The sequence below is a fragment of the Desulfotomaculum defluvii genome (assembly GCF_054657375.1).
The window spans coordinates 130,290-155,622 of the sequence record NZ_BAAHYV010000001.1 but is presented as its reverse complement, the minus strand read 5'-3'; the positions used below and the strand labels follow the sequence as shown (position 1 = coordinate 155,622).

Here is a 25,333-nt window from a genome sequence, read left to right as displayed (position 1 = left end):
GTGGTCAACTATTATGTTAGCACTACTAGGTGATTTTACAAATCCTTGGGATAGGACAGCACCAAAAGCAGGCAAAATATCCTTTAGGATTACGCAAGACGGGTTAATTGATAAGTTTAGAGCATATCAAGGAGCAAAGGAAGTTTGGGCAGTAAATCTACCTCACATACATTGGAGGAAACTTGGTGGTGTTCATGTTACGAATGGAAATCCATAAAAATCCGTAATAGCAGTCTACGAATCCAGCTTCCCATAATCCATAAACCCATTAATGATTATGGAGATAGTTAAAAGTTAGTTAAACATCATTGCAAGTGGGTTTGAATTGACCGCTGACTGTAATTGGTTTTCATCTATATGGGTATAAATTTCAGTTGTTGCAATACTTTCGTGCCCAAGGATCAGTTGGAGAGAGCGCATATCCACTCTGCCATATTTGTACATTAGAGTTGCAGCAGTATGCCTTAATTTATGAGCGGAGATCGTTTTGGGGTCAAGGCCAGCAGCTAAAACATACTTTTTTACAATATTTTGGATAGCTCTTGTAGTAATCCGACCGGAGTTTCTTGAGATGAATAGTGCTTTAGTATTTACATTGAAAGTGTTTCTAATTTGCATCCAATTATTGATTGATTTTTTAGCAGCCGGGGTTAAAAAGATTTTGCTTTCTTTGTTTCCCTTACCTATCACAGTTAAGATATCATTACCCACATTACCCACCTGCTCAATATTTAAACTTGCCAATTCAGATAGTCTTAACGCACAGTTGAGAAAAATCGTGATAATACAATGGTCTTGAGGAGATTTTTGACATTGGATTAATAGCCTGACAGATTCTTCGAGACTTAGGTACTTGGGTATTCTTTTAGGAATTTTCGGAGTTTCCAGCTCGTCGGTAATATTGTTTTCAATAAGATGAGCTTTGGTTTTAAGGTATTTCCAAAATTGCCGGAAGATACTATTTTTCTGGCTCTGGTTCCTGCAGAAGCTTGTAGCTCAGTTTGACAATATGCAATGAATGAGTACATATCATTGAGAGATATAGTTTTGATAAATTCCACATTAACCACAGAAAAACTATTATTTATAATAGGGGTATTGCGTGAGAGCATAATGAAATTGAAAAACATAAGTAAATCTGTGCGGTATTCCTTAATAGTGTTTTCAGAACGTCCCTTTATAACTACAAGATATCCTAGGTACTGCTCAACTAGTGGACAAGTTTTATTAGATTGCATAAGATCGGCCTCCTTAACAAATAGTGTTTACAATTATTTGGAAGGAGATAACAAGTGTCTATAATGCGAAGGTCACACTGATTTGTTGGGAATAAAATGGCGAGTTTATTCCCTAGGGCCGCTTTCTGCTGCGGAACACATTTTTCGGGAGAATCGACTGTGGGGAAAATAGGGAGTATGATGTTTCCATGTCAGATAGCATAAAAGAAATTGTTCGAATAATTAATATTGAAGAACAAAAATTTAAGAAAAGTCAATTACCCGGTCAAATTGCAATAATTGAACTTGCTAGAGCCATGGATTATTTTTTAATAGGAGTAAGACATTTGTTAATGGCCATGATAAAATCCTCATAAATGGACACGAAAAACCGACACTAATGGACATTCCAAAAATGTAAAATGCCCGTTACCTCGAATATCTCTGTTATCGCCAAACAACCGAGATATGAAAGAGAGGTAACGAGCAATAATGACTGGAGTGTGGGAAATCGTGAAAATTGTTGAATGTCGTGAAGCTGGACTTAACAAAACAGCAACGGCCAAAAAACTATCAATACATCGGGAAACAGTAGCTAAGTATTGGGATACTAATGATCCCAGCCAAGTCAAAACAGGCTTCAACAGGCCCTCAAAGTTAGACCCATACAAAGAGTATATCATAAACCGGTTACAGAAGTGGCCAGAATTATCAGCACAGAGAATCTTTGAAGAGATTCAAGTAAAAGGCTACCCTGGTTCGGAACGTAATGTTCGTCGTTATGTGGCAACAGTGCGGCCTAAAAAGGTTCGGGAATTTAAGCCATATGAAACAATGCCTGGCGAGCAGGCCCAAATTGATTGGGGTCATTGTGGTGAAATCATAGAAAATGGCCATCGTAAAAAACTCTATGTATTTGTTTTTTGCCTTGGCTGGTCTAGAGTTCGTTATGTCGAATTTATTACATCCCTAAATATGGCCGTTTTTAACGGTTGCCTTCATCGGGCACTGCAGTACGTAGTAGGGGTTCCCGGCACTATACTTTTTGATAATGCCAAAACAGTAGTATCTGAACGGGTTGGAACAATAGTCAAATTCAATGAAAATCTACTTCAGTTGGCTCTAAAATATGGATTTACACCAAAGGCCTGTTGGGTAAGTGACCCTGAGACTAAGGGCAAGGTAGAATCTAATGTTAAATATGTTAAACGTGGCTTCTTCTATGCTAGGGAATTTAATGGCCTGAGGAACTTAAATGATCAGGCTCAAACTTGGTTGAATACCATTGCTAATAAAAAAGTTCATGGAACCACGGGTTGTGTTCCCATGGAGCAATTGGTAGAAGAACAAGCTTATCTAAAACCCATTCCTAATATAGATACACCACTCCCAGTATATGAATCCCGTAAGGCCACCAAAACAAGCTTAATTTCGATTGATAATAACAAATACTCAGTACCTTCCTTTTTATCCCGGAAAACGGTAAATTACCAGCGTTATGAAGATCATATTGAAATCATTCACCAGAATAAAGTTATTGCAAAACATAGATTGAACCAGGGTAAAGGAAAGACTGTTATGGACGATGCCCATTACCCGGAACATAACAAGCAAAAAGCCCCAAGAAAATGTGCCTTACAAACTGAATTTGAGGCACTGGCGCTTGAAGCAGCCGCCTATTTACAAGGATTAAGTCGTTATCAACCGGGGCACCTAAGGAGGCAAATGGAAGAAATTATTCAACTAAGCAAGCAATATGATTCTGAGGCCATTAACCAAGCTATGAAAAGTGGTCTTCAGTCAAGATTTCGGACAGATTAAAAGTAGAAATAATTCCAGTTTATTAATTTAACACGCTAAAGCATTCTTGAAATCATAAGGTGACATCATGCCACAATGTTCATGAATTCTAACGGTGTTGTAAAAAGTCTCAATATACTCAAATACTAATTCATGAGCGTGTCTAGAGTTTTTGATCACATACCGGTTGAGCCATTCTCGCTTTATTAAGGCATGGAAGGCTTCTATACATGCATTGTCCCAGGGGGTACCCTTATTTGAGTAACTGTGGATAAAATGTGCTGCTGGTGTAGCTTCAAGATAGCTTTTCGATACAAATTGACATCCTCTGTCGCTGTGGATAACAACTGGTTGACTAACTTTTCGATTCGCTTTAGCCTTTTCAATCGCTTTTAATACATGTTCTGTTGATAAACTATCCGATACGTGCCAGCCTATGATTTTTCTAGAAAAAAGATCCATCACACTGGTCAAATAAGCAAATCCAGATATGGTGTATATATAGGTTATATCCGTAACCCAGACAGCCTTAGGTGCCTTCGGATTAAAGTGTCTATTAAGGATGTTTTTGAGTTTGTCATCAAACTCAGGATCTATAGTTGTTCTGGTGTAGGGGCGTACCCATATGGCTTTTATTCCTTCTTCCCTCATGTAGCAAGAAATAGAGAATGGTACAGACATGAATATGCTTCCTATGTAAATACTTCCGGTTATACACGTACAGATACCAAAGATTTCACCAAAGATGAAGGATATAGCACCATTAAAACCAATTCCTCCCCAAACTTCTCTAATGACACATATATTAAAACCGAAGCTGAAAACCGTTACTGGCAGAATGACCCCGGTCTTGAAACTTGGGCAGGGATAGTTTCCTAGTAAATCAATGTAAGGAGTAGAGATATGAATAAAAGAAGGCTAGCTGCTATTATATTGGTTTTTATCATGTCAATTTTAGTTACTGCAGGTCATGTAGCATCAAAGAATGTAAAAACTGTGCAAAATCCAAATTTGCTATATGATTCGGATATTTCAGGGGTTACTACCTGGGAGAATTCTGAGAATAGCAAAGTATTTAAGATCACTCCGAAAATAATCCTAAAGCAAAATCACCAGGAGAGCGACACGTTTTTACTTTACGATATTCTAATAGAAAACAAAACAGATAAGCCCATTAAAAACCTAAGAGCTACAGCCTTTCTTCCTTTTGAAATGGAACCTTTTATTTCTACTCCTTTACGTATCTTCGGTAATGCAAAAGATGACCCTATTGACCTAATACCAGGAAAAGTGCCCTATGGATTATATATTTCCAAGACAACTCTGGTGACAAGATACTCTAAACTAAGCAAGGAAGAAAGCATTAAGTTTGAAAAAGCCCTTCATTTACCCCTTAAAATGAAGATTTCTCATATTGAGGGAGTTGAGTATCTAATAATTAACCCAGGGGATATCCATTTTGAATAATAAAAAATAATAACTGTACTTAATGTTAAAAGGGTTCCAGATAATACTTACGGGTTCCGTTAAGAGGTCCAAAATAGTAAAATGACATATTAAATGGCATACCATTGGCAACTAAATGGTATGCCATTTTTCCTTGTATACTAATTGGTAAAGATTAGTATAATGATTTGGGTTTTAGATAGGGGGAAAGAAAAACAAGGGTTATTAGAAAAATCTGCTAATAATATGGTTAACCTAATAGAAAAGTAAACAGAAGATTTTCCGTCTGAGTTTTACCATAGATGGTTTTGGCACAGCATTTACCTGTTTCACAAGGGCTTATTGAGTGGTCTTCAGTCAAGATTTCGGACAGATTAAAAGTAGAAATAATTCCAGTTTATTAATTTAACACGCTAAAGCATTCTCGAAATCATAAGGTGACATCATGCCACAATGTTCATGAATTCTAACTGTGTTGTAAAAAGTCTCAATATACTCAAATACTAATTCATGAGCGCGCCTAGCATTTTTGATCACATACCGGTTGAGCCATTCTCGCTTTATTAAGGCATGGAAGGCTTCGATACAGGCATTGTCCCAGGGGTTACACTTATTTGAGTAACTGTGGATAAAGTGTGCTGCTGGTGTAGCTTCAAGATAGCTTTGGGATACAAATTGACATCCACGATCACTGTGGATAATAACTGGTTGACTAACTTTTCTATTACTATAGCCTTTTCTATGGCCATTAATACATGCTCTGTTGATAAACTATCCGACACGTGCCAGCCTATGATTTTTCTAGAGAAAAGATCCATCACGCTGGTCAAATAAGCAAATCCAGATATGGTGTATATATAGGTTATATCCGTAACCCAGACAGCATTAGGTGCCTTCGGATTAAAGTGTCTATTAAGGATGTTTTTGAGTTTGTCATCAAACTCAGGATCTATAGTTGTTCTGGTGTAGGGGCGTACCCATATGGCTTTTATTCCTTCTTCCCTCATGTAATTACCCACTGTCTTCTCTGCAATTACATGACCTCTGGATTGAAGAATTGATGTTATTTTAGGTGCCCCGTATATTTGATGTGATTCATTATAAATCTCTACAATTTCAGCTTTGATTTCTCGCTTCCCAATTTCCTGACTGGATGGGGCCCGTTTGACCCAACTGTAATATCCTGAGGAAGAAACGCCCAATAATTTGAGCACACTGTTAACAGAAATCTTGCGTTCCTTCGATGTTAGCCTTGTTGCTAAATAAATGGATTCTGTTAGTTGTTCAGTATGCTTATAGCCTTTTTTAAGATATCCAGCGCATCCTTTGAATCTTTTAATTCTTTCTTTAAGCGAGCAATTTCCTTCTCAGCGTCTGAGCTATAATTGCCCGATCCTCTGTGATTAACTGTACCATTATTTGTATTAGCACTTGCCACCCACTTACTCAAGGCTGACTTGCTAACTTTAAGATCTCCAGCTACTTGTTCTAGGCTTTTGCCTGATGAATGATAATAGTCTACAGCATCCTGCTTGAATTCAGCACTGTATTGTTTTTTGTGTTTTCCCATTAAACAGTTCCCCCTAGTTCAGTTATTTTAATTTTATACTAAACTAGGAAATATCTCTATTTCAGTTGTCCGATTTCTATTCTAGCATCAAAGCTTGAGTTAATATTAGAAAACCGTTTTAGCAATAAGTATAAAGAGACAGTAGAAATTATTATTGCAGTGTTATCCGAACATAATGACAATAGCTGGTATTTATATATGAACCCCCAGAACTATCATATAAATAGATTCACTAAAAACAAAAACGGTCAGATCGTTTTAGAAGATGAGGTAGAATAAATCACTCTAATTATTAACTTCCCATAATCCATAAACCATTTATATCTAACGATGACAGTCAAAAAGTTAGTTAAACAGCTTGGTTGAACCGACGGAGTAGCATCAAAGTACCCTAAAGTAACTATTCCAATGACACTGTAACCGGATTGAATATTTAAGACGCTCTGAGCTTGAGGTGCTTGCCTCAGACCGCTAATAGTAAATTTTGGACGGCAGCCGCGGCGGCTAGTGGGTAATCATTACTGTCCGCCTCATTAGTTGCCGACGGACAAATAACAGCTACTAAGACGGGTGCTCCACCAAAGTTCTTGGCAAAGTTACACATTACTTTTTTTGTACTTCAGGCAGTTGTAGGGATGTGTAGGTCACGTGGTTGAATGGGACGAAACTGTGACTTTCGAACTTATTTTCCCATCGGCTTCTAGGAGTAATTTTAAGTAAAGAACCTCAGATAATCCCCATACCCCTCTTTTTCTAGATCTTTAACCGGAATAAATTTAAGGGCTGCAGAATTGATACAATAGCGTAAGCCTGTCGGTTTCGGGCCGTCTGTAAACACATGTCCAATGTGAGAATCCGCATGTTTACTTCGCACTTCAGTCCGAGTCATAAAATGACTTTTATCTATCTTTTCATTAATATTTTCCTTTTCAAGGGGCCTTGTAAAACTAGGCCAGCCGCAGCCTGAATCAAACTTATCAAAAGAACCAAATAATGGCTCACCAGATACGATATCTACATAAATGCCCTGCTCTTTATGATCCCAGAATTGATTATTAAAAGGTGGTTCCGTACCATTCTCCTGTGTTACATTATATTGAATTGGCGTTAATTTTTTCTTAATTTCTTGTTTATCTGGTATGGTAAGTCTCGTGTCATTCATGCTCTATCACCCCATGTTTTATCAATAAAATCCTGCCTGCCTGAACCGGTGCGATAGCTTTTATAATGTGTGGGATTTTTTTTATGATAGTCCTGATGGTATTCTTCTGCAGGATAGAAATTACAAACTGGCAATATCTTGGTTGCAATTGGCTTTTTAAACCTTCCAGAGTTTTCTAGTTCTTTCTTTGATGCAAATGCTAGTTCTTTTTGTTCTTCATCATGATAAAAGATTGCAGTCTGATACTGCTGTCCTCTATCATAGAATTGTCCTCCCGTGTCTGTTGGATCTATTTGCCGCCAAAAGGTATCTAACAGTAATGTGTAATTAACTTTTGAAGGGTCATAAGTAATTTGTATTACCTCATAATGTCCACTTGTACCTGAACATACATCTTCATAGGTAGGATTCACTATATGGCCGGCTGTGTACCCAGATTTAACGTCTAACACACCAATAAGTTCCTGAAATGGTCCTACCATACACCAGAAACAGCCTCCGGCGAATGTAGCATATTTGTAATTCTCATCTTTATTCTGCATTTCATCCTCCAGGTGTAAATGTAGTTAATTTATTTTATTTTAACCAGCCTTACATAGAAGTCATTCGGTTTAGTCATTAAATATAGAAATTAACCTTTTTATTTAATTCCATTAATAATGTTAATCAATTGGTTGATCCTCAACGGAATTGCTGCTACGTTAATATAAGAGGTGAGAACACTTAGCAATAAAATCTTAAATAATTACCTATTTGTTCATATGAAATGGTAATTACCAACCCAGCCTGTCATAACTGAAAGATCATAAATCGATATTTTAGAAAGGGGGTTCTACCGATGTCGGGTTTTAAACGCGGATGCTATGAAACCGATTATGTAACAGATACCTACAAAGATGAAAGAATTACTTTTGTAAAACGCTAGAGTATTAAAAACCACAACTTTTCATAATCCATAAACCAAGTGAATATCCAATGAGGACAATTAGTTAAACATCATTGCAAGTGGATTAGAATTTACTGCTGACTGTAGTTGCTTTTCATCTATATGGGTATAAATTTCGGTGGTTGCAATACTTTCGTGCCCAAGGATCAATTGGAGAGAGCGCATACCCACTCTGCCATATTTGTACATTAGAGTTGCAGCAGTATGCCTTAATTTATGAGCAGAGATAGTTTTAGGGTCAAGGCCAGCAGCTAAAACGTACTTTTTTACAATATTTTGGACGGCTCTTGTAGTAATCTGACCGGAATTCCTTGAAATGAATAGAGCTTTAGTATTTACATTGAGAGTATTTCTAATTTGCATCCAATTATTGATTGATTTTTTAGCAGCCGGGGTTAAAAAGATTTTACGCTCCTTGTTTCCCTTACCTATAACAGTTAAGACATCATTACCCACCTGCTCAATATTTAAACTCGCTAATTCAGATAGTCTTAACGCACAGTTAAGAAAAATCGTGATAATACAATGATCTCGGGGAGATTTTTGACATTGGATTAATAGTCTGACAGATTCTTCGAGACTTAGGTACTTAGGTATTCTTTTAGGAATTTTGGGAGTTTCCAGCTCGTCGGCAATATTGTTTTCAATAAGATTAGCTTTGGTTTTAAGGTATTTCCAAAATTGACGGATTGATACTATTTTTCTGGCTCTGGTTCCTGCAGAAGCTTGTAGCTCAGTTTGACAATATGCAATGAATGAGTACATATCATTGAGAGATATAGTTTTGATAAATTCCACATTAACCGCTGCAAAATTATTATTTATTATAGGGGTATTGCGTGAGAGCATGATGAAATTGAAAAACATAAGTAAATCTGTGCGGTATTCCTTAATAGTGTTTTCAGAACGGCCTTTTATTACTACAAGATACCCTAGATATTGCTCAACTAGTGGACAAGTTTTATTAGATTGCATAAGATCAGCCTCCTTACCAATAGTGTTTACAATTATTTGGAAGGAGATAACAAGTGTCTATAATGCGAAGGTGAATTTAACATAAGGAAACTCTTTATTAACACCTGTAAGATCTACTTTATGCTCGATTACAGGGGGGGATTAGGTTGTACATACAGTTAGCAGAAATAAATATAGTAGATGGAAAACGAACTATTAAGGTATTAAAAGATATTCAACAGGAAGAATTAGATCAACTTTATTACCATCTAAAACCAATATCAGAATATAAACACATAAAGTATCTATATGAAATTACGATTTCAAATGGTAATGAGCTACAATCATTTTTAAAAGCTATTTACCTTAATTATTCATCAATACAAAATATGAAAACCGATAATATATTTATAGAGGGTAATCGGCTGATTGCTAATTACTGTTCATTCATTGGCATGTTTATAGACCAGATTGAAAAGGTATTAACAAAAAAAGGGGGCAATAAACTAGAGGATTTTAGAAAAACAACAAACGATCTTTATAATGAAAAATTTGAATATAGATTCCTTGTACTATTAAGGAATTTTATCATGCATTATTCCTTACCTTTTACAAAATATAAAGTAGATTTTAGTGGGAATAGTCTAGAATTTAGCAAAAGCCATTTAATGGAGTTCTCTAAGTGGAAACATGTTAAAAAGGATTTAGAAAAGTTGGATGAGAATATAGACATACGTCCATATATAAAACCCATGAATGTCAATTTGACAGTTTTGCTTTTAACAGTAGTTTATCACTTATCAAAAGAGATTGTGGATGCTTATCAACAAATAAGCAATTTTGTAATTAAGCATAGAGTTAAATCCCCGGCTATTGTGAAATACAATTCTATAGAGGAATTCAAAAATGGTAATATGAGTTTTAATCCAATAGACTTTAAAGATTTACAAAAAGCTTTTGATGACGTTAAGAATCATCCAAGTATAGATATATCAATTAATGATATTACGCCTGATTGGTTGAAAGAGTAATAACATTTTTGGATGAAAACTTCCCATATTCATATATACCCATTAGGCTAATAATCAGCAGTTCAAGATGCCGACAGTATAACAATTATGGGAAGCCCTGTTTTGAACTTATTGAGAAGATAACCTAACAAATTACTATGGCTTAAGAATAAAAAATGTCTAAGAAAAGGAAGAAAATATGCCTAGGCTATCTCAAACTGAAAAAGGAATTTTTATGAAGCTGTTCAATAGAGGCGGCTATGTACTAAATTTCTCCACAAATGACTTTAACGTGTTTACATTAGAAAGTGTTGGGGTTCCGTTATGCGCAGGTTTACAAACAATCAAAGGGTAAATCACTGATGGCTTATATTAGCGAAGCTACCGAGGATGACACCATAAAGTTGTTGAAAGATTTGTTGGACTATTACGAAGTTCGTTACGAATATGAAATTGAAAACAGTGGGGAATATTCAAAAGTGTATGGCCGATGCAAAGATATAATGGAACGTATCTTATATAACAAAAATCCTCTTGCTTCCGCTGCGGTAGAGTTGAAAGAGAAATTTTCAAGCACATATCTTTCTGCACAGATTGATTTAATGTTAAAAATGCAGTCTGAAAATCCAACAGAAGCAATCGGAAAAGCTAAGGAATTGGTTGAGAGCTGTTGCAAAACTATTCTTGATGAAAAAGGAGTAGAATGGGACAAGAACTGGGATGTAGGGCAGTTGACTGGCGAGACGGTTAAACTTCTTAAGCTAATGCCCAAAGACATACCCGATACGACATCTGCAGCATCTGAGATGAAAGCCATTTTGGGTAATTTGCGTGCGATAGCTACAAACTTGGCAGCTTTGCGCAACCCATATGGTAGTGGGCACGGGAAAAGTGCATCATACAAAGGACTTGAAGAGCGTCATGCTAAACTTGCCGTTGGCAGTAGTATAACGCACTAGTTTGAACTAACAAAACTTATAAAGCCAGATAGCAAGAATAATGCTATCTGGCTTTAGTTTTATTGGTGTCTGTTCATTCCCATATGGCCACTGTGTGATTCTGTATCATGTGAAGTGCTAGAACTGTGTTGATCCTGCATTACTGAATGGTTCATGGTCCCCTGTGTTGTATGCATTTGGGTTTGGCTAGATGTACCCTCGGATGGTCGGGTAGCGGGTAAAGAGCTCTGTTGGTGAATAGGGTTGGTTATCATAGTGCCATTTTCCATAGGACTTCCCTGTTCATGCATATGCTCATTAACCTCCATATAATGATGACCAAAGATGTCGCCACCTTTAACACCTGCCTGGGATAAGGCGGTGAGGACATCTTGTTGTTTAAGCAGGTCAAGTTTTACTGGTTGATTCTGTTGACGACTATTTTCATAAACCACATACTTCCCCAAGGGCATGCCAGCCTTTTCAGCAGTTTTAAGGATTTCCTGCTTTTGGACCGTTACCACCAGTGCCCCTTGGTAACCCTGCTTTTCTAATTGGCTGTATAGGAAGTCCTTTAACTGTTGTTCCGTTATATCGGGGAGGTTTTGTTCATTTGTTTTAATCAGGGTGCCAATAACCATACTCTGTTTTTTTTCTAAATACCCTTGTTCCTGGCTGTACTGTAATAGCTCACTAAGAGCAGAATAAAGGTCTTGCCCCTTAAGGGTGGTGCCAAAATCCTCATTCGGTAGTCCCACGATATTGGCCTGGGTGACTTTACCTTCTCCATCAACCCATAGTCCAATTTCCGGTTGCCAAGCTAGATTTACATAGGCCGCAGCGGCCGGAGTGGGAGCAAAATTAGGCATTAGACCGGTGAATAGGATTAAAAGAACAGCCGCTGCAACAACCAACATTTTAGGTTTAGCCATAATGGACGATTGATTTACATAGATGGTAGAACCAACCTGTGGTTCCGGCTTGATACGGGTGGTCAAGTATTGGCCATCTTCGGTGTAAACTAAGGTATTCTTATATTTTTCTCTGTGGGCCATAACTACTGCTTTTATTTTTACCATTTGTTTTTACCTCTCTGTCTCGGGACTGAATGGTTTGGTGAACCTCTTTAGAGCGGAAAGGTCCGGTTCGGTGAGCAGGATTACCGTAGCAATAATGTATTTACGGCCCTTTTCCAAAACTCGGGTGCTTAGTCCGGTGACTTCTACGAGTTCTTTGGCAGGTAGCTTTCGAGTCTTCTGTAGGCAGCTTAGAAAATCTTTGTTATGGAGAATAGTCATAGCCACCTGAAATAACTTTTCCCGGCTGTCCCGGTGCTTGGGGGAGCATAGTACCAGATCTTCCAGAGTAATATCGTATTTGTTCAAATGCTGTTGGTACAGTTCGATGGTTTCGGCCATTTTTTCCTGCTGCAAACCTTCTTCATAGGAGGTGTGAGATCGCTGCTCCAATAGGAATAGCATATTGCTATCGGCAAACTCAGTGTTCTCAGAAAGCATAAGTTCGTATTTGGAAGGACTTTTTCTAAAGTAATCCGTTAGGCGTCTTTGCATCACGGTGTATGCAAAGGAGGAAAAAGCAGCTCTCTGACTAAAATCATAGCTGTCTATGGCCTCGTTGAAAGCTAATAAGGCAATGCTTAGCTCATCATCATTCTCCCAGCTTAAAAAACGCTTACAGATACGGGAACTTACTTTGGCAATGTAATCCCGGTGTTTGACAAGGAGTTCCTCCCTGGCCCTTGCATCGCCGTTCGTTGCTTTTTGTAATAATCTGTTAAGTCTAAATTGAAACATTGTTTTCCTCCGCTATTAGACATTCGCAATGAAGCAGTCTTTTTAGGTGGGTAAGCGAAAAAAGATAGGTATTTATAAGCCTTTACTTTAAGTGTAGCTTGCAAGTTTAACAAAACCTTTACAAAGATGTCACATTATCGGGATATTTTAAATTTGTACTATGTTTCAAAACGTAACCCACCCAAAAACTGTTTTCATATGCGAATGAGTAAGTGAAAAGGAACAAGGAGCACCTAAAATTAAGAGTTCCTAAATAAACATCAGGAGGTTTGACAAATGTTAAGCAAAAAGAAATTGGTTACTGGAGTTTCTACATTAGTTTTGGGGATTTCCATGGTGGGGGCTGCTTACGCATTGCCCATAACGAATGCACCAATTCAACCTGAGAATACTAAAACTCCCAATTCAACTGTAAATATGCAGCAAAGCAGTGACACGGTGGATGGCGCTAAAACAGTGGATCAAATGATGCAAACGGATACTTCTAAAACAATGCCTAGTGGACAAGTCATGAATCAGCAACCAATAGATCCACAGATCCAGCAACAAATGAGTTCCTGGATGCAGCAAAATCACCAGCAGATGAGCCAGAATCATAATGAAATGCTACAAAACCATCGAGCCATGTCTGGTTCAATGATGTCCAGTCAGCATATGGGAAACGGACACATGGGATTCCAAAGATAAATACGCAAGAAAGCCAAAGAAGCCAACTCCTTTTATGAGGAGGTGGCTTCTTTACTTACACCTTAAACTTATCCACTTAAAGAACCACCAGTTGACCAGGACTCAATTAGTTTCGAAGTCTCAGTATTGTAGAGTTTACCACTAACGATTTTTTCATAGGGCATCATCCCTTCTTTAATTCATTATTTGGAGCTTGTTTTTCCATTTAAGACATCTCCCAGTGGTTTTCCACCTCATAACGGTTGTATGTTGGATGGGAGAATTGAGTACCACCGTTATCACCCCCTTTGATTGATTTAAATGGGAACAAAAAAAGAACAGATGGCAATTCGCACTTGTAAGGCCCCAATTTGCCTTTTAAAATGTGAATTATCATCTGCTCTAAAGTAATTAGATATACAGCCAAGAGCTGACTAATATCAAGTTAGAGGGCCACCCAAAGGAGGGTGTCCTACGGGAGTCAAGATATGGGGGAAGAATATGAAAATATTTAGATTTGAAACAGTAGACTTGGGCGGTACAATTTAATTTAACATATTCACAACACTGGTACCAAGAATTGTTACGGATATATAACGAGAAATCCTTCTAAGGAAGAGGGGTAAGTATAGGTTGACCTTAGTATCAACCGGCGCAATGAGCGGTTTTATCTTTGTAAATAACAATAAAAATATCTAAAAATTTATGTAATTTTTACAAAAGGGATATAGGACTTCGTTATTTTAAATAGAAGACAATACATCTAATTCTTTAGTAAAGAAATGGCCTACTTTGCTAGTCCCCCAAACGGTTGTTTAAATTAAATATTATGTATATTTGGGAAAGTAGCAGAAACTTCTTTAGAAGGAGGGGTTTATTATTAAAGGAATCGGGACGACTAAGCAACAAATTCGAGAGTGGTTAAACGAGGGGGTAAAAAGAGGTGCTACCCATTGTTTAATTATATTTGATTCATGGGACCTGGAAAATCCCGAGGATTATCCGCGCTATGTTATGCCAGGAGAGAATATTAATGAATTAGTTAAAATGTATGATTTACCACATGGTAGTATTGAAAGATTAATGGAAGTATATAATCTTTCAATGGATATTGAAAAGCAATTAGACGAGGTAAGGGCAATGAATATCTAATTTTAAGATTTAATAAATAGTTGAGAAGGTGTGTGTGGTGTCTAGTATTTTAACAGAACGATTTACAAACGCATTGGTTTATGCCAGTCGATTGCATGCAAACCAGGTCAGAAAACTTACGATTAAGGAACGAGAAGAACTTGGTATAAAAGAGATCCCATACATTGGCCACCTACTTGCGGTGACATCTATAGTTATTGAAGATGGAGGGTCTGAAGACGAAGTAATTGCTGCATTATTACATGATGCAGTAGAAGACCAAGGTGGTCTAGATACTCTATCGAATATAAAAAGCCTATTTGGTGATGGGGTAGCTTCAATTGTTTTAGCTTGTAGTGATACTAGTGAGAGTCCTAAACCACCGTGGAGACAACGTAAAGAAAGGTATCTAGCCCATTTGGAGCAGTCGGATTTATCTTTACGTGTATCTTTGGCTGACAAAATACATAATGTCAAATCAATACTACGGGACCAAAAGCGGTATGGTGATGTAATTTGGGAAAGATTTAATTGTACCAGAGATGAGTGTTTATGGTATTACACAGAGTTATCTAAGGTATTTCTTAAAAAAATGCCCGGAATATTATCAACTGATTTTAGTTCTTTAGTTGTTGAGTTAAGGCAGTTGGTAAACCGTAAGAGTATTAATAATTCTGAAATCGAAGAAGTGCTTGAGTTTATAAAATCAGTTTCGGTGACTTTTAATACGGGTAGCTTCCTTAACAAGGATGCAAGAGAGCTATATCGGGAAATAACAAAATTATCGCCTAAAACAATACAGAAGCTAATAGAATATTCCGAAGCTACTTGTGGAGTATGGGAATTATTAAAAAGCTTAAATGAGAAAAAACAAGATTTTGATGATAATGAATTTTTTATAAGTGGAATATCTAGAAAACCAAACTTTCAAAGGAATGTTTACAATAATTTAAGAGCTATTAGTAAACTCTTATCTGCGTTATCAATAAAATACCCTGAACTTGAATTATCCAATAGTTATTTTAAAAAGAGGTATTGGGATGAAAAAAAGAAGGACTATGTAGTATATGAACACAAACCTGAAATTGGGGTTTGGAAAAAATACTTACCCGCAAGTCAATACTCAATAATTGAGAATTGTATTGAACATGGGTTTTGGAAAAAGTCACTTCCTGAGGTAAGTAAAGCTTTTGAAATATCATTAGACCTTTCTTTTAGGCTTATGGAATTGTATAAAAAGAATTGTTCAGAACAACCATTGGTAAGGGGCTAGGGGTGTGAGTATTATAGAAACCAGATAGTATATGAGTGTAAGTTGTTTGCTTTGTTGTCAAAATTATATCAGGAGCATATAGAAGGTATAGAGAATAAATGGGATAGTAGGGGAAAACACTATAAAAAATAGCAGAGAAAAATAACAGAAATCCCTGTAGGGGTGAGTAGGCAGAGGATAAAAACAGAGCTGAAAACAGGTGATTCAGAAGCCCAAAACAGGATCCCCCTGCCTTTTTAAAAAAACGCCCGTTTCAAACCTGTACCAAACCACTACCCAAAACTCACTAAAGCCTTGATTTTACTGTATTTATTGATATGATATCGAGGATAAAGATAAAAGAAAGCCTGATAAATTTGAGACAACTTTCCTTCCTGTAACGGATAAAGGGAGGGTCTGCCAATTTTAAAATTATACTTTAAAATGGAACAGGTTAAGAGTAAACCGGCGTAGCTTTTTTCTTTCTTTTGTCCATTAATTTTAGTATCTAGTAGTTCACTACTTTCGAATCATTAGAACTTAATTGTTTGAAAGGGTTCGTATCCTTTGTTAATCTTAACTTCTCCACTCTCTAGATAAAATATCTCCACAACAGGATTATCCCAGCTCTTATACAAATCTTGGACTCCCTGAGATAACCTCGAAAAATACTTCTTCCTTTCATCAGCACCTACAAAAATTGCCTTGCCGGATATTCTAACGTTATGATCATTACTGACACCAGCAAAGGCTACCTGTGGATTTGCCTTCATCTGCCTATAAACATCCTTCGTGTTTGCAGTGATAAAATAAAATTTGTTGTCTTCTGCAAACTGATACTGCCATCCTCTAACCTCAAGCTGTTCCCCGTTAGTAGTTGCAAAATACCCTAGCGTTCCATCAGTCAAAATTTCTTTGACCTGTTCAATATTCATATTACTCTCTCCTCATATTTAATCATTATAATTTAGTATGCCTTGCTTACTAAATATTTATCCCAAACAATGACATAGCTAAAATAATTCTAAGACAGAAAAAAGATAGTGGCCAAGGTATTCTCAATCTTTCAATTCTTAACCAACCAATTTATTAAAAGCCTCTTATGTCTGAAGTGAATACAAATGAGTATAGAAATTAGAACGCAATTTACAGGAATATCTCTAGTTACTCTCGTTCCACATATTAACAGCGGGAAAAAATCATTTTACCACTATCCAATTAACTAGTAGTCTCGTCTTAATAGTGTAGAGGTTGGCGCCGATCTACTAATTTTAATGAGGAGGTAACTACGTTGTCACAAAATAAAAGCCTAATCGAAAAACTTTTTCAGGTGTTTCCGCAACAAGCTGATCTGGTGTTAAGAATTTCTTTAGGTACTGTATTTATGGCTCACGGTTCCCAAAAACTCTTTGGATGGTTTGGAGTGAATATTATGATGGCTTAGAGCCACTAGTCCGATTGTTGAGAGCCACTATGTGCATCAAATAGAGCCACGATGTTCATATGGGAGAGCCACCCCCATTTGGTGACGATGGCTCCCGCATTAATTGGTTAACTACTTATCTTTTAGCCCGTGTCGTTCACGCATCGAGATCTTACCATCAATAAATATGGAATACGAATCATGAACTATACGATCAAGAATGGCATCTGCCAGGGTATCTTCGCCAATCTTTTGGTGCCAGCCACCAGGTGCGAATTGTGAACAAAAGATGGTTGAGCCATTCCCATGCCTTGCCTCGATGATCTCAAGAAGATCACGTGCTTCGGCCCCCTTCAGTGGTACTAGAAGCCATTCGTCAAGGATGAGCAGGCTTACGTTTTTGTACTGTTTCATGGTCTTTTTAAATACGCCTTCTCCTCTAGCCACGACCAACTCATCGAGCAAATCTGGGAGACGGACATATTTAACGGTATAGTAATTACGGCAGGCGGCTACGCCTAATGCACAAGCAAGATATGACTTGCCATTACCAGATGCACCCATGACAATGACATTATGCTTGTCCTGAATATAATTACAGGTAGATAACCTAGTTAACTGGGCCTTATCAAGCTTTCTGTCGGCATGATATTCAATATCCTCGATGCAAGCGTTGGGAAACCTGAAATCAGCCTTCTTAATTAATCTCGCTAGTTTATTGTTCTTCCGTCTAGACCACTCCAAGTCCACAATAAGGCCAAAACGTTCCTCAAAGCTTAGCTCCTGGTAGGAATTATCCTTTAGCTGTTCCCTAAAGGAATCAGCCATTGCAGTCAAACGCATTTCATTTAATTTTGATACAGTAGTCTCGTTAATCATTACTGTTCACCCCCGTAGTATCCTGAACCTCTAGTAAAACCAAAGTTTGCTGTGGATTCATTACTAGGTGGGGTGGGATCTTCTTCTGTAGCAACTTTATCCTGACCCGTTTTCAGGATTGTTTGAACGCTCTTGTAACTGGGCTGTGGTGTATAAGTAAGAGCCTTTTTACAGGCAGCCTCTACACGGGTGACAGAATATTTATCCGCTAGTTTTAGCAGTGCCATGCAGGACTTATAGCCTTGTTGCTCTACCTTGTGTGCAGATAAGATCGCCCTAATGGTTGTAGCGGCATTAGGACCAACCCCTTCTGCCCAGGAAATAAACCTTTCAGCGTTCCAAGAGGTATAGTTTTTATGGTCGTCTGGCATATGGTCTACGATGGTACTATATTGTCCTACCCGCCCATGAAGCTTTACATGAGAAGCAATGCGGTGGTTGTTGAAGAAAACTTCTACTACATTTCTGGTTATGCGAACGTCGACTTTATGCTTGATATATTCATAGGGCACGGAATAATGCATTTTGTCCACAGATATGTGATAATTGAACTGCACAGTGGCTGTCTTCCAGATAGCTAATTCGTATGGGGTTGCAGGCAGTGGCATAAGAGCTGATTTCTCCTCTTCAAGAAATACGCTCAGCCTGCTCCCTGGTTTTTTCTGAAATGGCCTGATATTAAATTCAGCCAGCTTTTCTTGAATTGCATGATTCAACTCTCTTAAAGAGAAAAACTTCTGATTCCGTAAGGATGCTATGATCCATGTGGATATGTTACCCACAACACCTTCGGCATTTGGCTTATCTTTGGGCTTGCGAACACGGGCGGGGATAACCGCAGTACCGTAATACTCAGCCATTTCATGGTAAGTCTTGTTAATGGTAGGCGTATACCAAGAAGACTTTTCCACACCTGTTTTTAGGTTGTCAGGAACAAGAATTCTGGTCGCACCACCAAAGAAATTGTAGGCATTCACATGGGCTGCAATCCAGCATTCCTGATTCTGAGATAGAAATGCTTCTACATAGGCATACTGGCTGCAGGATAAAACCCCGACGAAAACATACGCTTTAATTGTTTCGCCCGTAATTCGGTCAACAATCTGGGCTGTTTGTCCAGCCCAATCCACTTCAAGTTGCTCCCCTGGCTTACGATCAATATGCATAGTGGCCTTTGTGGTATTGGCATATTTGCGATAATACCTGCAAAACTGGCTATACATGAGGGGAATCTCATTACTTAGCCTACACTGCTCACAATACTCATTCCACAAAAGGCTTAACGTCACTCCGCTCTTTGCCATCTCCCTGTGGATATACTCACAATCTGGAATTTTCCTCGAAGTGGGTAGGGCCTTTTCGGGAAACATTAAATCCTGAAGCTCGCTGTCCGATAGGTCTTTTTCAAACGGCCAGGATATTCCACATTCATCTGCTCGTTGAATAACAGCTGATGCGGTGTTACGTGAGCATTGGCAACTTGCTGCTATGCCACGCTGACTGATGCCTTGGCTATGGAGCCGAAGGATTTCACGGTACTTGATCATTTGCTGATCCTCCTAGATGTTATTTACACTGAAGAAGTGCAAATTCCATTATAGGGGGATTAAGAGGGCAGTGGCTCTCTTGAGTACCATGATGGCTCTATTTCATGCACATGGTGGCTCTCACAAATCGGAACGGTGGCTCTATCTCGTCATATTATTCATGGAGGACACGGGTGGTCTGGGACAATAGCTTATTTTTCTCAGGCAATGGGTATCCCAGAAGTTCTATCAGCTTTAGTAATTTTGGGTGAGTTTTTTGGTGGAATAGCAATATTACTAGGTTTCTTAACCCGTCCTGCAGCTTTGGGTCTAGCTATCATAATGGCAGGTGCAGCAATTAAGGTAAGTTTGCCAAATGGATTCTTTCTTGATTTAAAAGGTCCGGCAGATGGCGTTGAATATGTATTTGTTTTATTTTTAATATCCTTATATTTTGTGATCAAAGGGGCAGGTACTTTATCACTGGATAACATTATTTCTAGGAAAATTTTCAGGTAAATATTTTTACTTAGGTATTGAAAACCTAAGTAAAAAATTATGTGGGTTTTAAAGTCTAACTAGAATTTCGGCATAGTTTGAAAAGATACTAAAAAACTAACTTTAAATGATGGGAGGTGTGAGTATGCGTCTTATGGATAATCTTTACGGTCCAGACACTATTTCAGATGGCCTTTCTATTGAAGAAATCATTAATGATAATGAACAGAAAATATTGAATCTTATATATGGAATGACCGGTGATTATCACCTTGCTCAAGATTTAACACAAGATACCTTTATTAAAGCCTTCCAATCAAAACAAACTTTCAAGGGTGAATCAAAGGTCTCCTCTTGGCTTTATAGAATAGCAGTAAATACTACAATAGACCATCAACGTAAAAGTTGTGTTCAAAGAGAGCATTCGGATGAGGAAATGCAATCCACCCCCTCAAGTAGTGATTGTTCTGACCCAGATCAAGGATGCCAGAAAAATGCGATCAAACAGATTTTATATAGTACAATTGCAAAATTACCGGAACAACAACGTGAGGTATTCGTCTTAAGAGAAGTTAATGGCTGCACTACCAAAGAAGTATCTGAAATACTGGATATTACCCAAGAACTTGTAAAATGGCGTTTGCATAAAGCGAGAACAGCTTTACGAAAATTATTAAAACAAAGTAATGATTATAAAAATATGGGCAAAATCAATCTAAATGGTTTTGGGTTAGAATAAAATATTTGAAGACACCCGAGTAATTGGGTGTCTATTGTCTTAAGGGCATAGGACAACTAGTCCCTCCGAGTATTGGGGCCCACCTTCCTTTGTTTTGCAAAGATTTTTGTATCTCTGGGGAAATGCTATCCCGGACAGTCCAATCAGTAACGTTGATAGAACAGTATTGATGGGATCTTTGTTAAGAACAAGGTGAAAATCATAATTAGTTTTAAGTAAATTTAAGGTAACAGAATTGCTTAAACATATTTTATATAGGTTTTTAACATATCAAAAATTGCTGGAATGTTCCCTTTGCAAAGGAGTGAAAATTCTACTGCAAATAAATAACCACACTCCTTACATAAACCGTCGATTTGTACACACCTTCCACATATGTACCTCTTATTATTTTCGGAAACGATACACTGGTAGCAGGGCCTGGGCCAGTCATTTTTTAAGAACGCATCAAGGGCGGAATAGAGGTTGAAAATGGGCATACCTTCTTTAACCATTTTCCTGATAGTACTGACTGCAATTCGCTTTTCTTCCATGTTTAAAATTAGTGATTCTGTCCCTTTATAGGGGGTGTGAAAGTTGAAAGAGATGGAATTAATATTTGAGTATTCTTTGGTAAGTTGGCAAACATCTTCAATGTGTGAGTAATTTAATTTATTGACTGCCATGTAGATACAAATGTTACATCCCTCAGCCCTGCTAAGGTTTTTGAGAATGAGATCATAAGTATCTCCCCGAATTATGTTATGAGATAGTCTATTACCATCGAGACTTAGGAATATAACATCAGCTTCTGGAAAGTTAAGATCAACTGTTCCGTTGGTTACAATGTTAACTATATAGAAACCGATCTCTTTTGCTTCCCGAATCAAATCCTTGACGTTTTTTCCTGAATCCTGCCAAAGTACAGTTTCGCCTCCACAGAAGAAAAGAATCCGGATACCTTCTTTATAGAAGCATTCCATTTCCTTTCTAATACTTTTATAAGAGAACATTTGCCTATTAATGTTGTTTACTGCACAGTGCTTACAGCTTAAATTACAGTAATCTGTCAATATTATAGTACCTAAAATAGGTTTCTTTCTTTTTAGTAAAATCGTACTGATGCCAAAACAAATGAGCGATAGGAGGTGTTTAATCTTCATTTTCTATGATCCTTATATTTGTATTTCTTTAATCCAGGGTTGTTTCATTGAATTCTCCCATAAGTGGTTTAGATAATGAATTGAGTATTGTTTTTCAGTATAATGGTAAGCGAATCTTCCCCAATCAGTTAGTTTAATTTCAGTACCTTGTTTTTTGGTTATTCTAAGTAATTTTAAGAGGTTGATTAATAGCTTAAATTCCTTATCTAAGTCCTTATCGAATAGTTCATGGAATCTCTGCATGTCAATAGTGCCCTCGTAGCATCTCCAGAAAATCCAAAAAATCATTTTCTCTCGTTCATTCATAACATTAACAAGATTAATTGGTATTCTTTGATGTTTAACAGCATTAATGTATTCGTCAACATCAAAAGTGTTGAGGTAGAAATAATCTCCGTACAGTGAAGTTGCTCCCGCTCCAAAACCAACAAAACTTTCCCTGGTTACGGAAGTATATCTGTTATGATGGCTTTTACCATAGGTCCAGACGGAGGTCCTATGGTAGCCATAATTTTGGGATGTTTCGTCTATGACCTTGAGAATATATCGCTCCTGAAACTCACTAAACCGACTAATACTCTTTTGTTTTATGTCCTTGCCAATTTTAGTCATGGGAAAAATAATCATAGGGTATATAGAGAGTTGGTCTATGTCATAAGAATATATCTTTTCTAAGTCATATTTAATATCCTCAATGGTCTGGCCAGGTAGATTAGTCATAATATCTATATCGACACACTTGAAATTGTAATCTTTGATAAGAGAGAGTGCGTGCTCTATGTCAAGAGCACTATAATTACGACCTATATTTTTAAGTGCTTGATTATTAAAAGTCTGAACACCAAGACTTATAAGGTTTATACCTATATCTACTAATGTGCTGAATACCTCCGCATTTGCTTCATTTGGATGAACCTCAATACCAATATCACCTTTGAAGTTAAAATTATCTCTAATGAACTGAATAATCTCTATTAGTTCTGACAATAACAGGGTAGGAGTTCCACCTCCAATATAGACAGAAGAGATATTCTTATTTACTAGATATTCTTTGTATAAGGATAACTCCTGAATTAAGGCTTCTTTATATGCCAGGGCCTTGTTTTTATCATATATTATCTTGTTGTAGGGGCAGTACGGACAAATGGTTTGACAAAAGGGAATGTGAATATATATGCCCGTTTCCCTGTCAATTGAATTAAAATCTACTAAACCGTTCTGGTAGCCTTTAAACAGAAATCTTTCTTTTTTTCCTAAAATTATTCTTCGTAGTAACTCAGTAATCATTTTTACTTTCCCCTTTACATAATTCAAGTAATCTCTTTCGTATATACTCGATGTTAAAGGAGGAGCAGACCCGTCTATCTTGATTATCCAGAATTCTATAATGCTGACTGATAATGTTTTGCTGAATTTTATAAGAAGCTTTTTGCTCCAAATCTCTCCACCATACTTTACCACCCATGGTACTTTGATAATCTCTTTCATAGTTCTCAAAGGCAAGGGAAAAAATCAGTTCCTGTGGATTTCCGCCAAAAGTCATTTGAAGGATTTCACTATCTCGAAATATAGAGGCCACAGCTACAGACCCTGTCCAGCCTAAACTTGACCGCCCCTTTTCTATCTGAACCAGTGTTTTCTTAGATAAGCCTATAATTTCAGACATTTTATCCTGGGTAAATCCCAGTTCATTTCTGATAAGTCTTAGCTTTGAATCCATTTTATTAATAAACTCAACTCTATCCAGAAGTCATCACTCCAAAAATTACACTATTAGTGTAATTTTACACTTTGATTATTGGGATGTAAATAATATTCTGAGAGTTTATCTTAATTTATTTAATTACAATAAATACAAAAGGGGCTGACAATTTGCCTATCCCCTTTTGGTATGTAGAGAAGTTAGGATGGAAATCTTAAATTGTTATCATTAGTAAACTTTAGGGAGGAATTTGGATATCTTTAGTATAAACATTTTATAAGGGGGTTATCAATGAAATCAATTCCTGAACTATTAGTAATTGTGGGGCTTTTAAAATGACGCATGGTTATTTTTAACTAAGTTAAACCAGAGAATATGATCCATGCTACTGTTAATTAACCCAGAAGGAGAAAGGTAGATGAAGAAGAGTTATATCGGCATACTTTTTCTGTTGCTTATGATATTTGGGCTGTTTTTTGCAACTATAGCTTCCAATGGATTTTGCTTAGGGGATTATTTGCTTCACAAAGTAGGATTGAAAGCTTGGCAAAATGATGAAGAAAAGATGGGTTTGCGTTATACATTTTTTTATGGACTTTTATTTGTTGTTATTGGTTGGCGTGGAGCAGTTGACTGTCTAAAAGAGGATCACCCCTATTTAGTCAGGAAAATGCCAGGGATTTTTTTAGCTCTTTTTATATTTATAGTTCCTGCGGTAACAGAGTACACCAAAAATACTTATTATTCTTATCAAAAAGGTTTAAATGTGGTTGAATATCAAGCAAAAGAAAGTGAATGCAATGTTAATACTGAAGGGGAAAAGCAAAAGGTAACTGGGACTATAATCTTAACAAATCATGGCAAAGAAGAATTGAAAGTATCTATAAAATTAATTAATAACGAATTCTTTATAGAGGATTTAGCCCTAAAGGATAACAATAATCAAAGCGTATTTGTATTACAACCAGAGAAAAAGAATTGCTTAGATTTTAACTTCTTAATTGATAAAGGTAAAGGCGAATTTGATAGTGGTAATATGACAGCACCAAAAATAAGGCTTGAACAGATCTAATTTCGGGGACTTATTAAAGGCGGTATTTGCGATATTTATGGAAAATTATTTTTATATCATAGTTGTGGCTATTATATTACTCTCTAAAATTTTTAGAGGGATCTATTTATATACTAAAGGTCAATATAATCCTTATCCATTTAGAAAAGAAAGTAATAGTTCGATAATCAAAAATTTTGAGTGGCTTATCGTATCGGTAGGTGGGTTTTTATTTTTGAGAGATATTAAATTAATGGCTATTATTTTTCTCTTTTGTTCTTTTTGGCTTGTTGTTAGTGTAAGTATATTGAATTACTTATCTTATATTAAGATAAAAGATAAAAAAATAATAACCCAAACTATTGTGTTTAATATAATAATAATTGCAGTTAGTTTTGGAATTTGGAAATATACTATCAGTCTTCATACGTAAGATAAACCCGATTTATCAACGAACAGCAAGGGAC

At 36.9% G+C, this 25,333-nt stretch carries 26 protein-coding genes and 2 pseudogenes; 13 read left to right on the top strand and 15 right to left on the bottom strand.

Going from position 1 to position 25,333, the window contains the following annotated elements:
- The first annotated feature begins 13 nt into the window (after window positions 1-13).
- Entirely contained in the window at window positions 14-217 is a 204-nt protein-coding gene (locus ACYQ03_RS00735) for a hypothetical protein (protein WP_459906902.1), read from the top strand.
- A gap of 77 nt (window positions 218-294) precedes the next feature.
- Here ACYQ03_RS00735 and ACYQ03_RS00730 read toward each other — a convergent pair.
- Window positions 295-1,238: pseudogene (locus ACYQ03_RS00730) on the bottom strand (tyrosine recombinase XerC).
- Between the two features lie 188 nt (window positions 1,239-1,426).
- On the opposite strand from ACYQ03_RS00730, the gene ACYQ03_RS00725 reads away from it, so the two are divergent.
- Together ACYQ03_RS00725 and istA (ACYQ03_RS00720) are read left to right on the top strand one after the other, a co-directional pair.
- A complete protein-coding gene (locus tag ACYQ03_RS00725; protein WP_459906900.1) occupies window positions 1,427-1,594 on the top strand; it encodes a hypothetical protein in 168 nt (55 codons plus the stop codon).
- A gap of 136 nt (window positions 1,595-1,730) precedes the next feature.
- Complete coding sequence (gene istA, locus ACYQ03_RS00720; protein ID WP_459906898.1) at window positions 1,731-3,038, top strand: IS21 family transposase; 1,308 nt, start codon at window positions 1,731-1,733, stop codon at window positions 3,036-3,038.
- A 27-nt stretch (window positions 3,039-3,065) separates the two neighbouring features.
- Here istA (ACYQ03_RS00720) and ACYQ03_RS00715 read toward each other — a convergent pair whose 3' ends face one another.
- Window positions 3,066-3,698, bottom strand: coding sequence for an IS3 family transposase (locus tag ACYQ03_RS00715; RefSeq protein WP_459906896.1), 633 nt, complete (start codon window positions 3,696-3,698; stop codon window positions 3,066-3,068).
- Between the two features lie 222 nt (window positions 3,699-3,920).
- Here ACYQ03_RS00715 and ACYQ03_RS00710 point away from each other — a divergent pair, with 222 nt between their 5' ends.
- Window positions 3,921-4,484 (top strand): hypothetical protein, encoded by a 564-nt coding sequence (locus ACYQ03_RS00710; RefSeq protein WP_459906894.1) that lies wholly within the window; start codon window positions 3,921-3,923, stop codon window positions 4,482-4,484.
- 384 nt (window positions 4,485-4,868) lie between these two features.
- On the opposite strand, the gene ACYQ03_RS00705 is transcribed toward ACYQ03_RS00710, so the two are convergent.
- The 5 genes and pseudogenes from ACYQ03_RS00705 to ACYQ03_RS00685 all read right to left on the bottom strand — a co-directional run bounded on the left by ACYQ03_RS00705 (window position 4,869) and on the right by ACYQ03_RS00685 (window position 9,116).
- Window positions 4,869-5,048, bottom strand: a complete 180-nt coding sequence (locus tag ACYQ03_RS00705; RefSeq protein WP_459907088.1) for an IS3 family transposase — start codon at window positions 5,046-5,048, stop codon at window positions 4,869-4,871.
- Window positions 5,027-5,803, bottom strand: coding sequence for an IS3 family transposase (locus ACYQ03_RS00700; RefSeq protein ID WP_459907087.1), 777 nt, complete (start codon window positions 5,801-5,803; stop codon window positions 5,027-5,029). The genes ACYQ03_RS00705 and ACYQ03_RS00700 overlap by 22 nt, the downstream gene beginning before the upstream one ends.
- Complete coding sequence (locus tag ACYQ03_RS00695) at window positions 5,740-6,033, bottom strand: transposase (protein WP_459906892.1); 294 nt, start codon at window positions 6,031-6,033, stop codon at window positions 5,740-5,742. Before ACYQ03_RS00695 ends, ACYQ03_RS00700 begins: the two co-directional genes overlap by 64 nt.
- A gap of 712 nt (window positions 6,034-6,745) precedes the next feature.
- Window positions 6,746-7,737 (bottom strand): annotated as a pseudogene (msrB, locus tag ACYQ03_RS00690) (peptide-methionine (R)-S-oxide reductase MsrB).
- Between the two features lie 443 nt (window positions 7,738-8,180).
- Complete coding sequence (locus ACYQ03_RS00685; protein ID WP_459906889.1) at window positions 8,181-9,116, bottom strand: tyrosine recombinase XerC; 936 nt, start codon at window positions 9,114-9,116, stop codon at window positions 8,181-8,183.
- A gap of 146 nt (window positions 9,117-9,262) precedes the next feature.
- Between ACYQ03_RS00685 and ACYQ03_RS00680 the strand changes: the two genes are divergently transcribed.
- Together ACYQ03_RS00680 and ACYQ03_RS00675 are read left to right on the top strand one after the other, a co-directional pair.
- On the top strand, window positions 9,263-10,126 hold the full coding sequence (locus tag ACYQ03_RS00680) for a hypothetical protein (RefSeq protein WP_459906887.1): 864 nt from the start codon (window positions 9,263-9,265) through the stop codon (window positions 10,124-10,126).
- A 341-nt stretch (window positions 10,127-10,467) separates the two neighbouring features.
- On the top strand, window positions 10,468-11,064 hold the full coding sequence (locus ACYQ03_RS00675; protein ID WP_459906885.1) for an abortive infection family protein: 597 nt from the start codon (window positions 10,468-10,470) through the stop codon (window positions 11,062-11,064).
- 59 nt (window positions 11,065-11,123) lie between these two features.
- Here ACYQ03_RS00675 and ACYQ03_RS00670 read toward each other — a convergent pair whose 3' ends face one another.
- Both ACYQ03_RS00670 and sigI read right to left on the bottom strand, forming a co-directional pair.
- Window positions 11,124-12,122 (bottom strand): anti-sigma factor domain-containing protein, encoded by a 999-nt coding sequence (locus ACYQ03_RS00670; RefSeq protein WP_459906883.1) that lies wholly within the window; start codon window positions 12,120-12,122, stop codon window positions 11,124-11,126.
- Window positions 12,123-12,128: 6 nt separating this feature from the next.
- Complete coding sequence (sigI, locus tag ACYQ03_RS00665; protein WP_459906881.1) at window positions 12,129-12,857, bottom strand: RNA polymerase sigma-I factor; 729 nt, start codon at window positions 12,855-12,857, stop codon at window positions 12,129-12,131.
- Window positions 12,858-13,133: 276 nt separating this feature from the next.
- Here sigI and ACYQ03_RS00660 point away from each other — a divergent pair, with 276 nt between their 5' ends.
- Both ACYQ03_RS00660 and ACYQ03_RS00655 read left to right on the top strand, forming a co-directional pair.
- Window positions 13,134-13,544: a hypothetical protein gene (locus tag ACYQ03_RS00660; protein ID WP_459906880.1), complete on the top strand. Its 411-nt coding sequence runs from the start codon at window positions 13,134-13,136 to the stop codon at window positions 13,542-13,544.
- A 1,168-nt stretch (window positions 13,545-14,712) separates the two neighbouring features.
- Window positions 14,713-15,927, top strand: a complete 1,215-nt coding sequence (locus ACYQ03_RS00655; protein WP_459906878.1) for an HD domain-containing protein — start codon at window positions 14,713-14,715, stop codon at window positions 15,925-15,927.
- 512 nt (window positions 15,928-16,439) lie between these two features.
- Here the strand turns inward: ACYQ03_RS00655 and ACYQ03_RS00650 are convergent.
- Window positions 16,440-16,841, bottom strand: a complete 402-nt coding sequence (locus ACYQ03_RS00650; protein WP_459906877.1) for a pyridoxamine 5'-phosphate oxidase family protein — start codon at window positions 16,839-16,841, stop codon at window positions 16,440-16,442.
- Window positions 16,842-17,197: 356 nt separating this feature from the next.
- Between ACYQ03_RS00650 and ACYQ03_RS00645 the strand changes: the two genes are divergently transcribed.
- Entirely contained in the window at window positions 17,198-17,350 is a 153-nt protein-coding gene (locus ACYQ03_RS00645; protein ID WP_459906875.1) for a DoxX family membrane protein, read from the top strand.
- Window positions 17,351-17,461: 111 nt separating this feature from the next.
- Here ACYQ03_RS00645 and istB read toward each other — a convergent pair whose 3' ends face one another.
- A complete protein-coding gene (gene istB, locus ACYQ03_RS00640; protein ID WP_459906873.1) occupies window positions 17,462-18,208 on the bottom strand; it encodes an IS21-like element helper ATPase IstB in 747 nt (248 codons plus the stop codon).
- Window positions 18,208-19,755 (bottom strand): IS21 family transposase, encoded by a 1,548-nt coding sequence (gene istA / locus ACYQ03_RS00635; protein ID WP_459906871.1) that lies wholly within the window; start codon window positions 19,753-19,755, stop codon window positions 18,208-18,210. The genes istB and istA (ACYQ03_RS00635) overlap by 1 nt, the downstream gene beginning before the upstream one ends.
- A gap of 135 nt (window positions 19,756-19,890) precedes the next feature.
- Here istA (ACYQ03_RS00635) and ACYQ03_RS00630 point away from each other — a divergent pair, with 135 nt between their 5' ends.
- Window positions 19,891-20,253, top strand: a complete 363-nt coding sequence (locus ACYQ03_RS00630; protein ID WP_459906869.1) for a DoxX family protein — start codon at window positions 19,891-19,893, stop codon at window positions 20,251-20,253.
- Between the two features lie 124 nt (window positions 20,254-20,377).
- Complete coding sequence (locus ACYQ03_RS00625) at window positions 20,378-20,971, top strand: RNA polymerase sigma factor (protein ID WP_459906868.1); 594 nt, start codon at window positions 20,378-20,380, stop codon at window positions 20,969-20,971.
- A 239-nt stretch (window positions 20,972-21,210) separates the two neighbouring features.
- Here the strand turns inward: ACYQ03_RS00625 and ACYQ03_RS00620 are convergent, their stop codons facing one another.
- Genes ACYQ03_RS00620 through ACYQ03_RS00610 form a run of 3 tightly spaced genes read right to left on the bottom strand, consistent with a single transcriptional unit; the run spans window position 21,211 to window position 23,860 of the window.
- Window positions 21,211-22,113, bottom strand: coding sequence for a radical SAM protein (locus ACYQ03_RS00620; RefSeq protein WP_459906866.1), 903 nt, complete (start codon window positions 22,111-22,113; stop codon window positions 21,211-21,213).
- 12 nt (window positions 22,114-22,125) lie between these two features.
- Window positions 22,126-23,400, bottom strand: coding sequence for a coproporphyrinogen-III oxidase family protein (locus ACYQ03_RS00615; protein ID WP_459906864.1), 1,275 nt, complete (start codon window positions 23,398-23,400; stop codon window positions 22,126-22,128).
- Window positions 23,390-23,860 (bottom strand): helix-turn-helix transcriptional regulator, encoded by a 471-nt coding sequence (locus tag ACYQ03_RS00610; protein ID WP_459907086.1) that lies wholly within the window; start codon window positions 23,858-23,860, stop codon window positions 23,390-23,392. The genes ACYQ03_RS00615 and ACYQ03_RS00610 overlap by 11 nt, the downstream gene beginning before the upstream one ends.
- 373 nt (window positions 23,861-24,233) lie before the next feature.
- Between ACYQ03_RS00610 and ACYQ03_RS00605 the strand changes: the two genes are divergently transcribed.
- Window positions 24,234-24,887 (top strand): hypothetical protein, encoded by a 654-nt coding sequence (locus tag ACYQ03_RS00605; RefSeq protein ID WP_459906863.1) that lies wholly within the window; start codon window positions 24,234-24,236, stop codon window positions 24,885-24,887.
- A 37-nt stretch (window positions 24,888-24,924) separates the two neighbouring features.
- Entirely contained in the window at window positions 24,925-25,299 is a 375-nt protein-coding gene (locus tag ACYQ03_RS00600) for a hypothetical protein (RefSeq protein WP_459906861.1), read from the top strand.
- Window positions 25,300-25,333 lie beyond the last annotated feature (34 nt).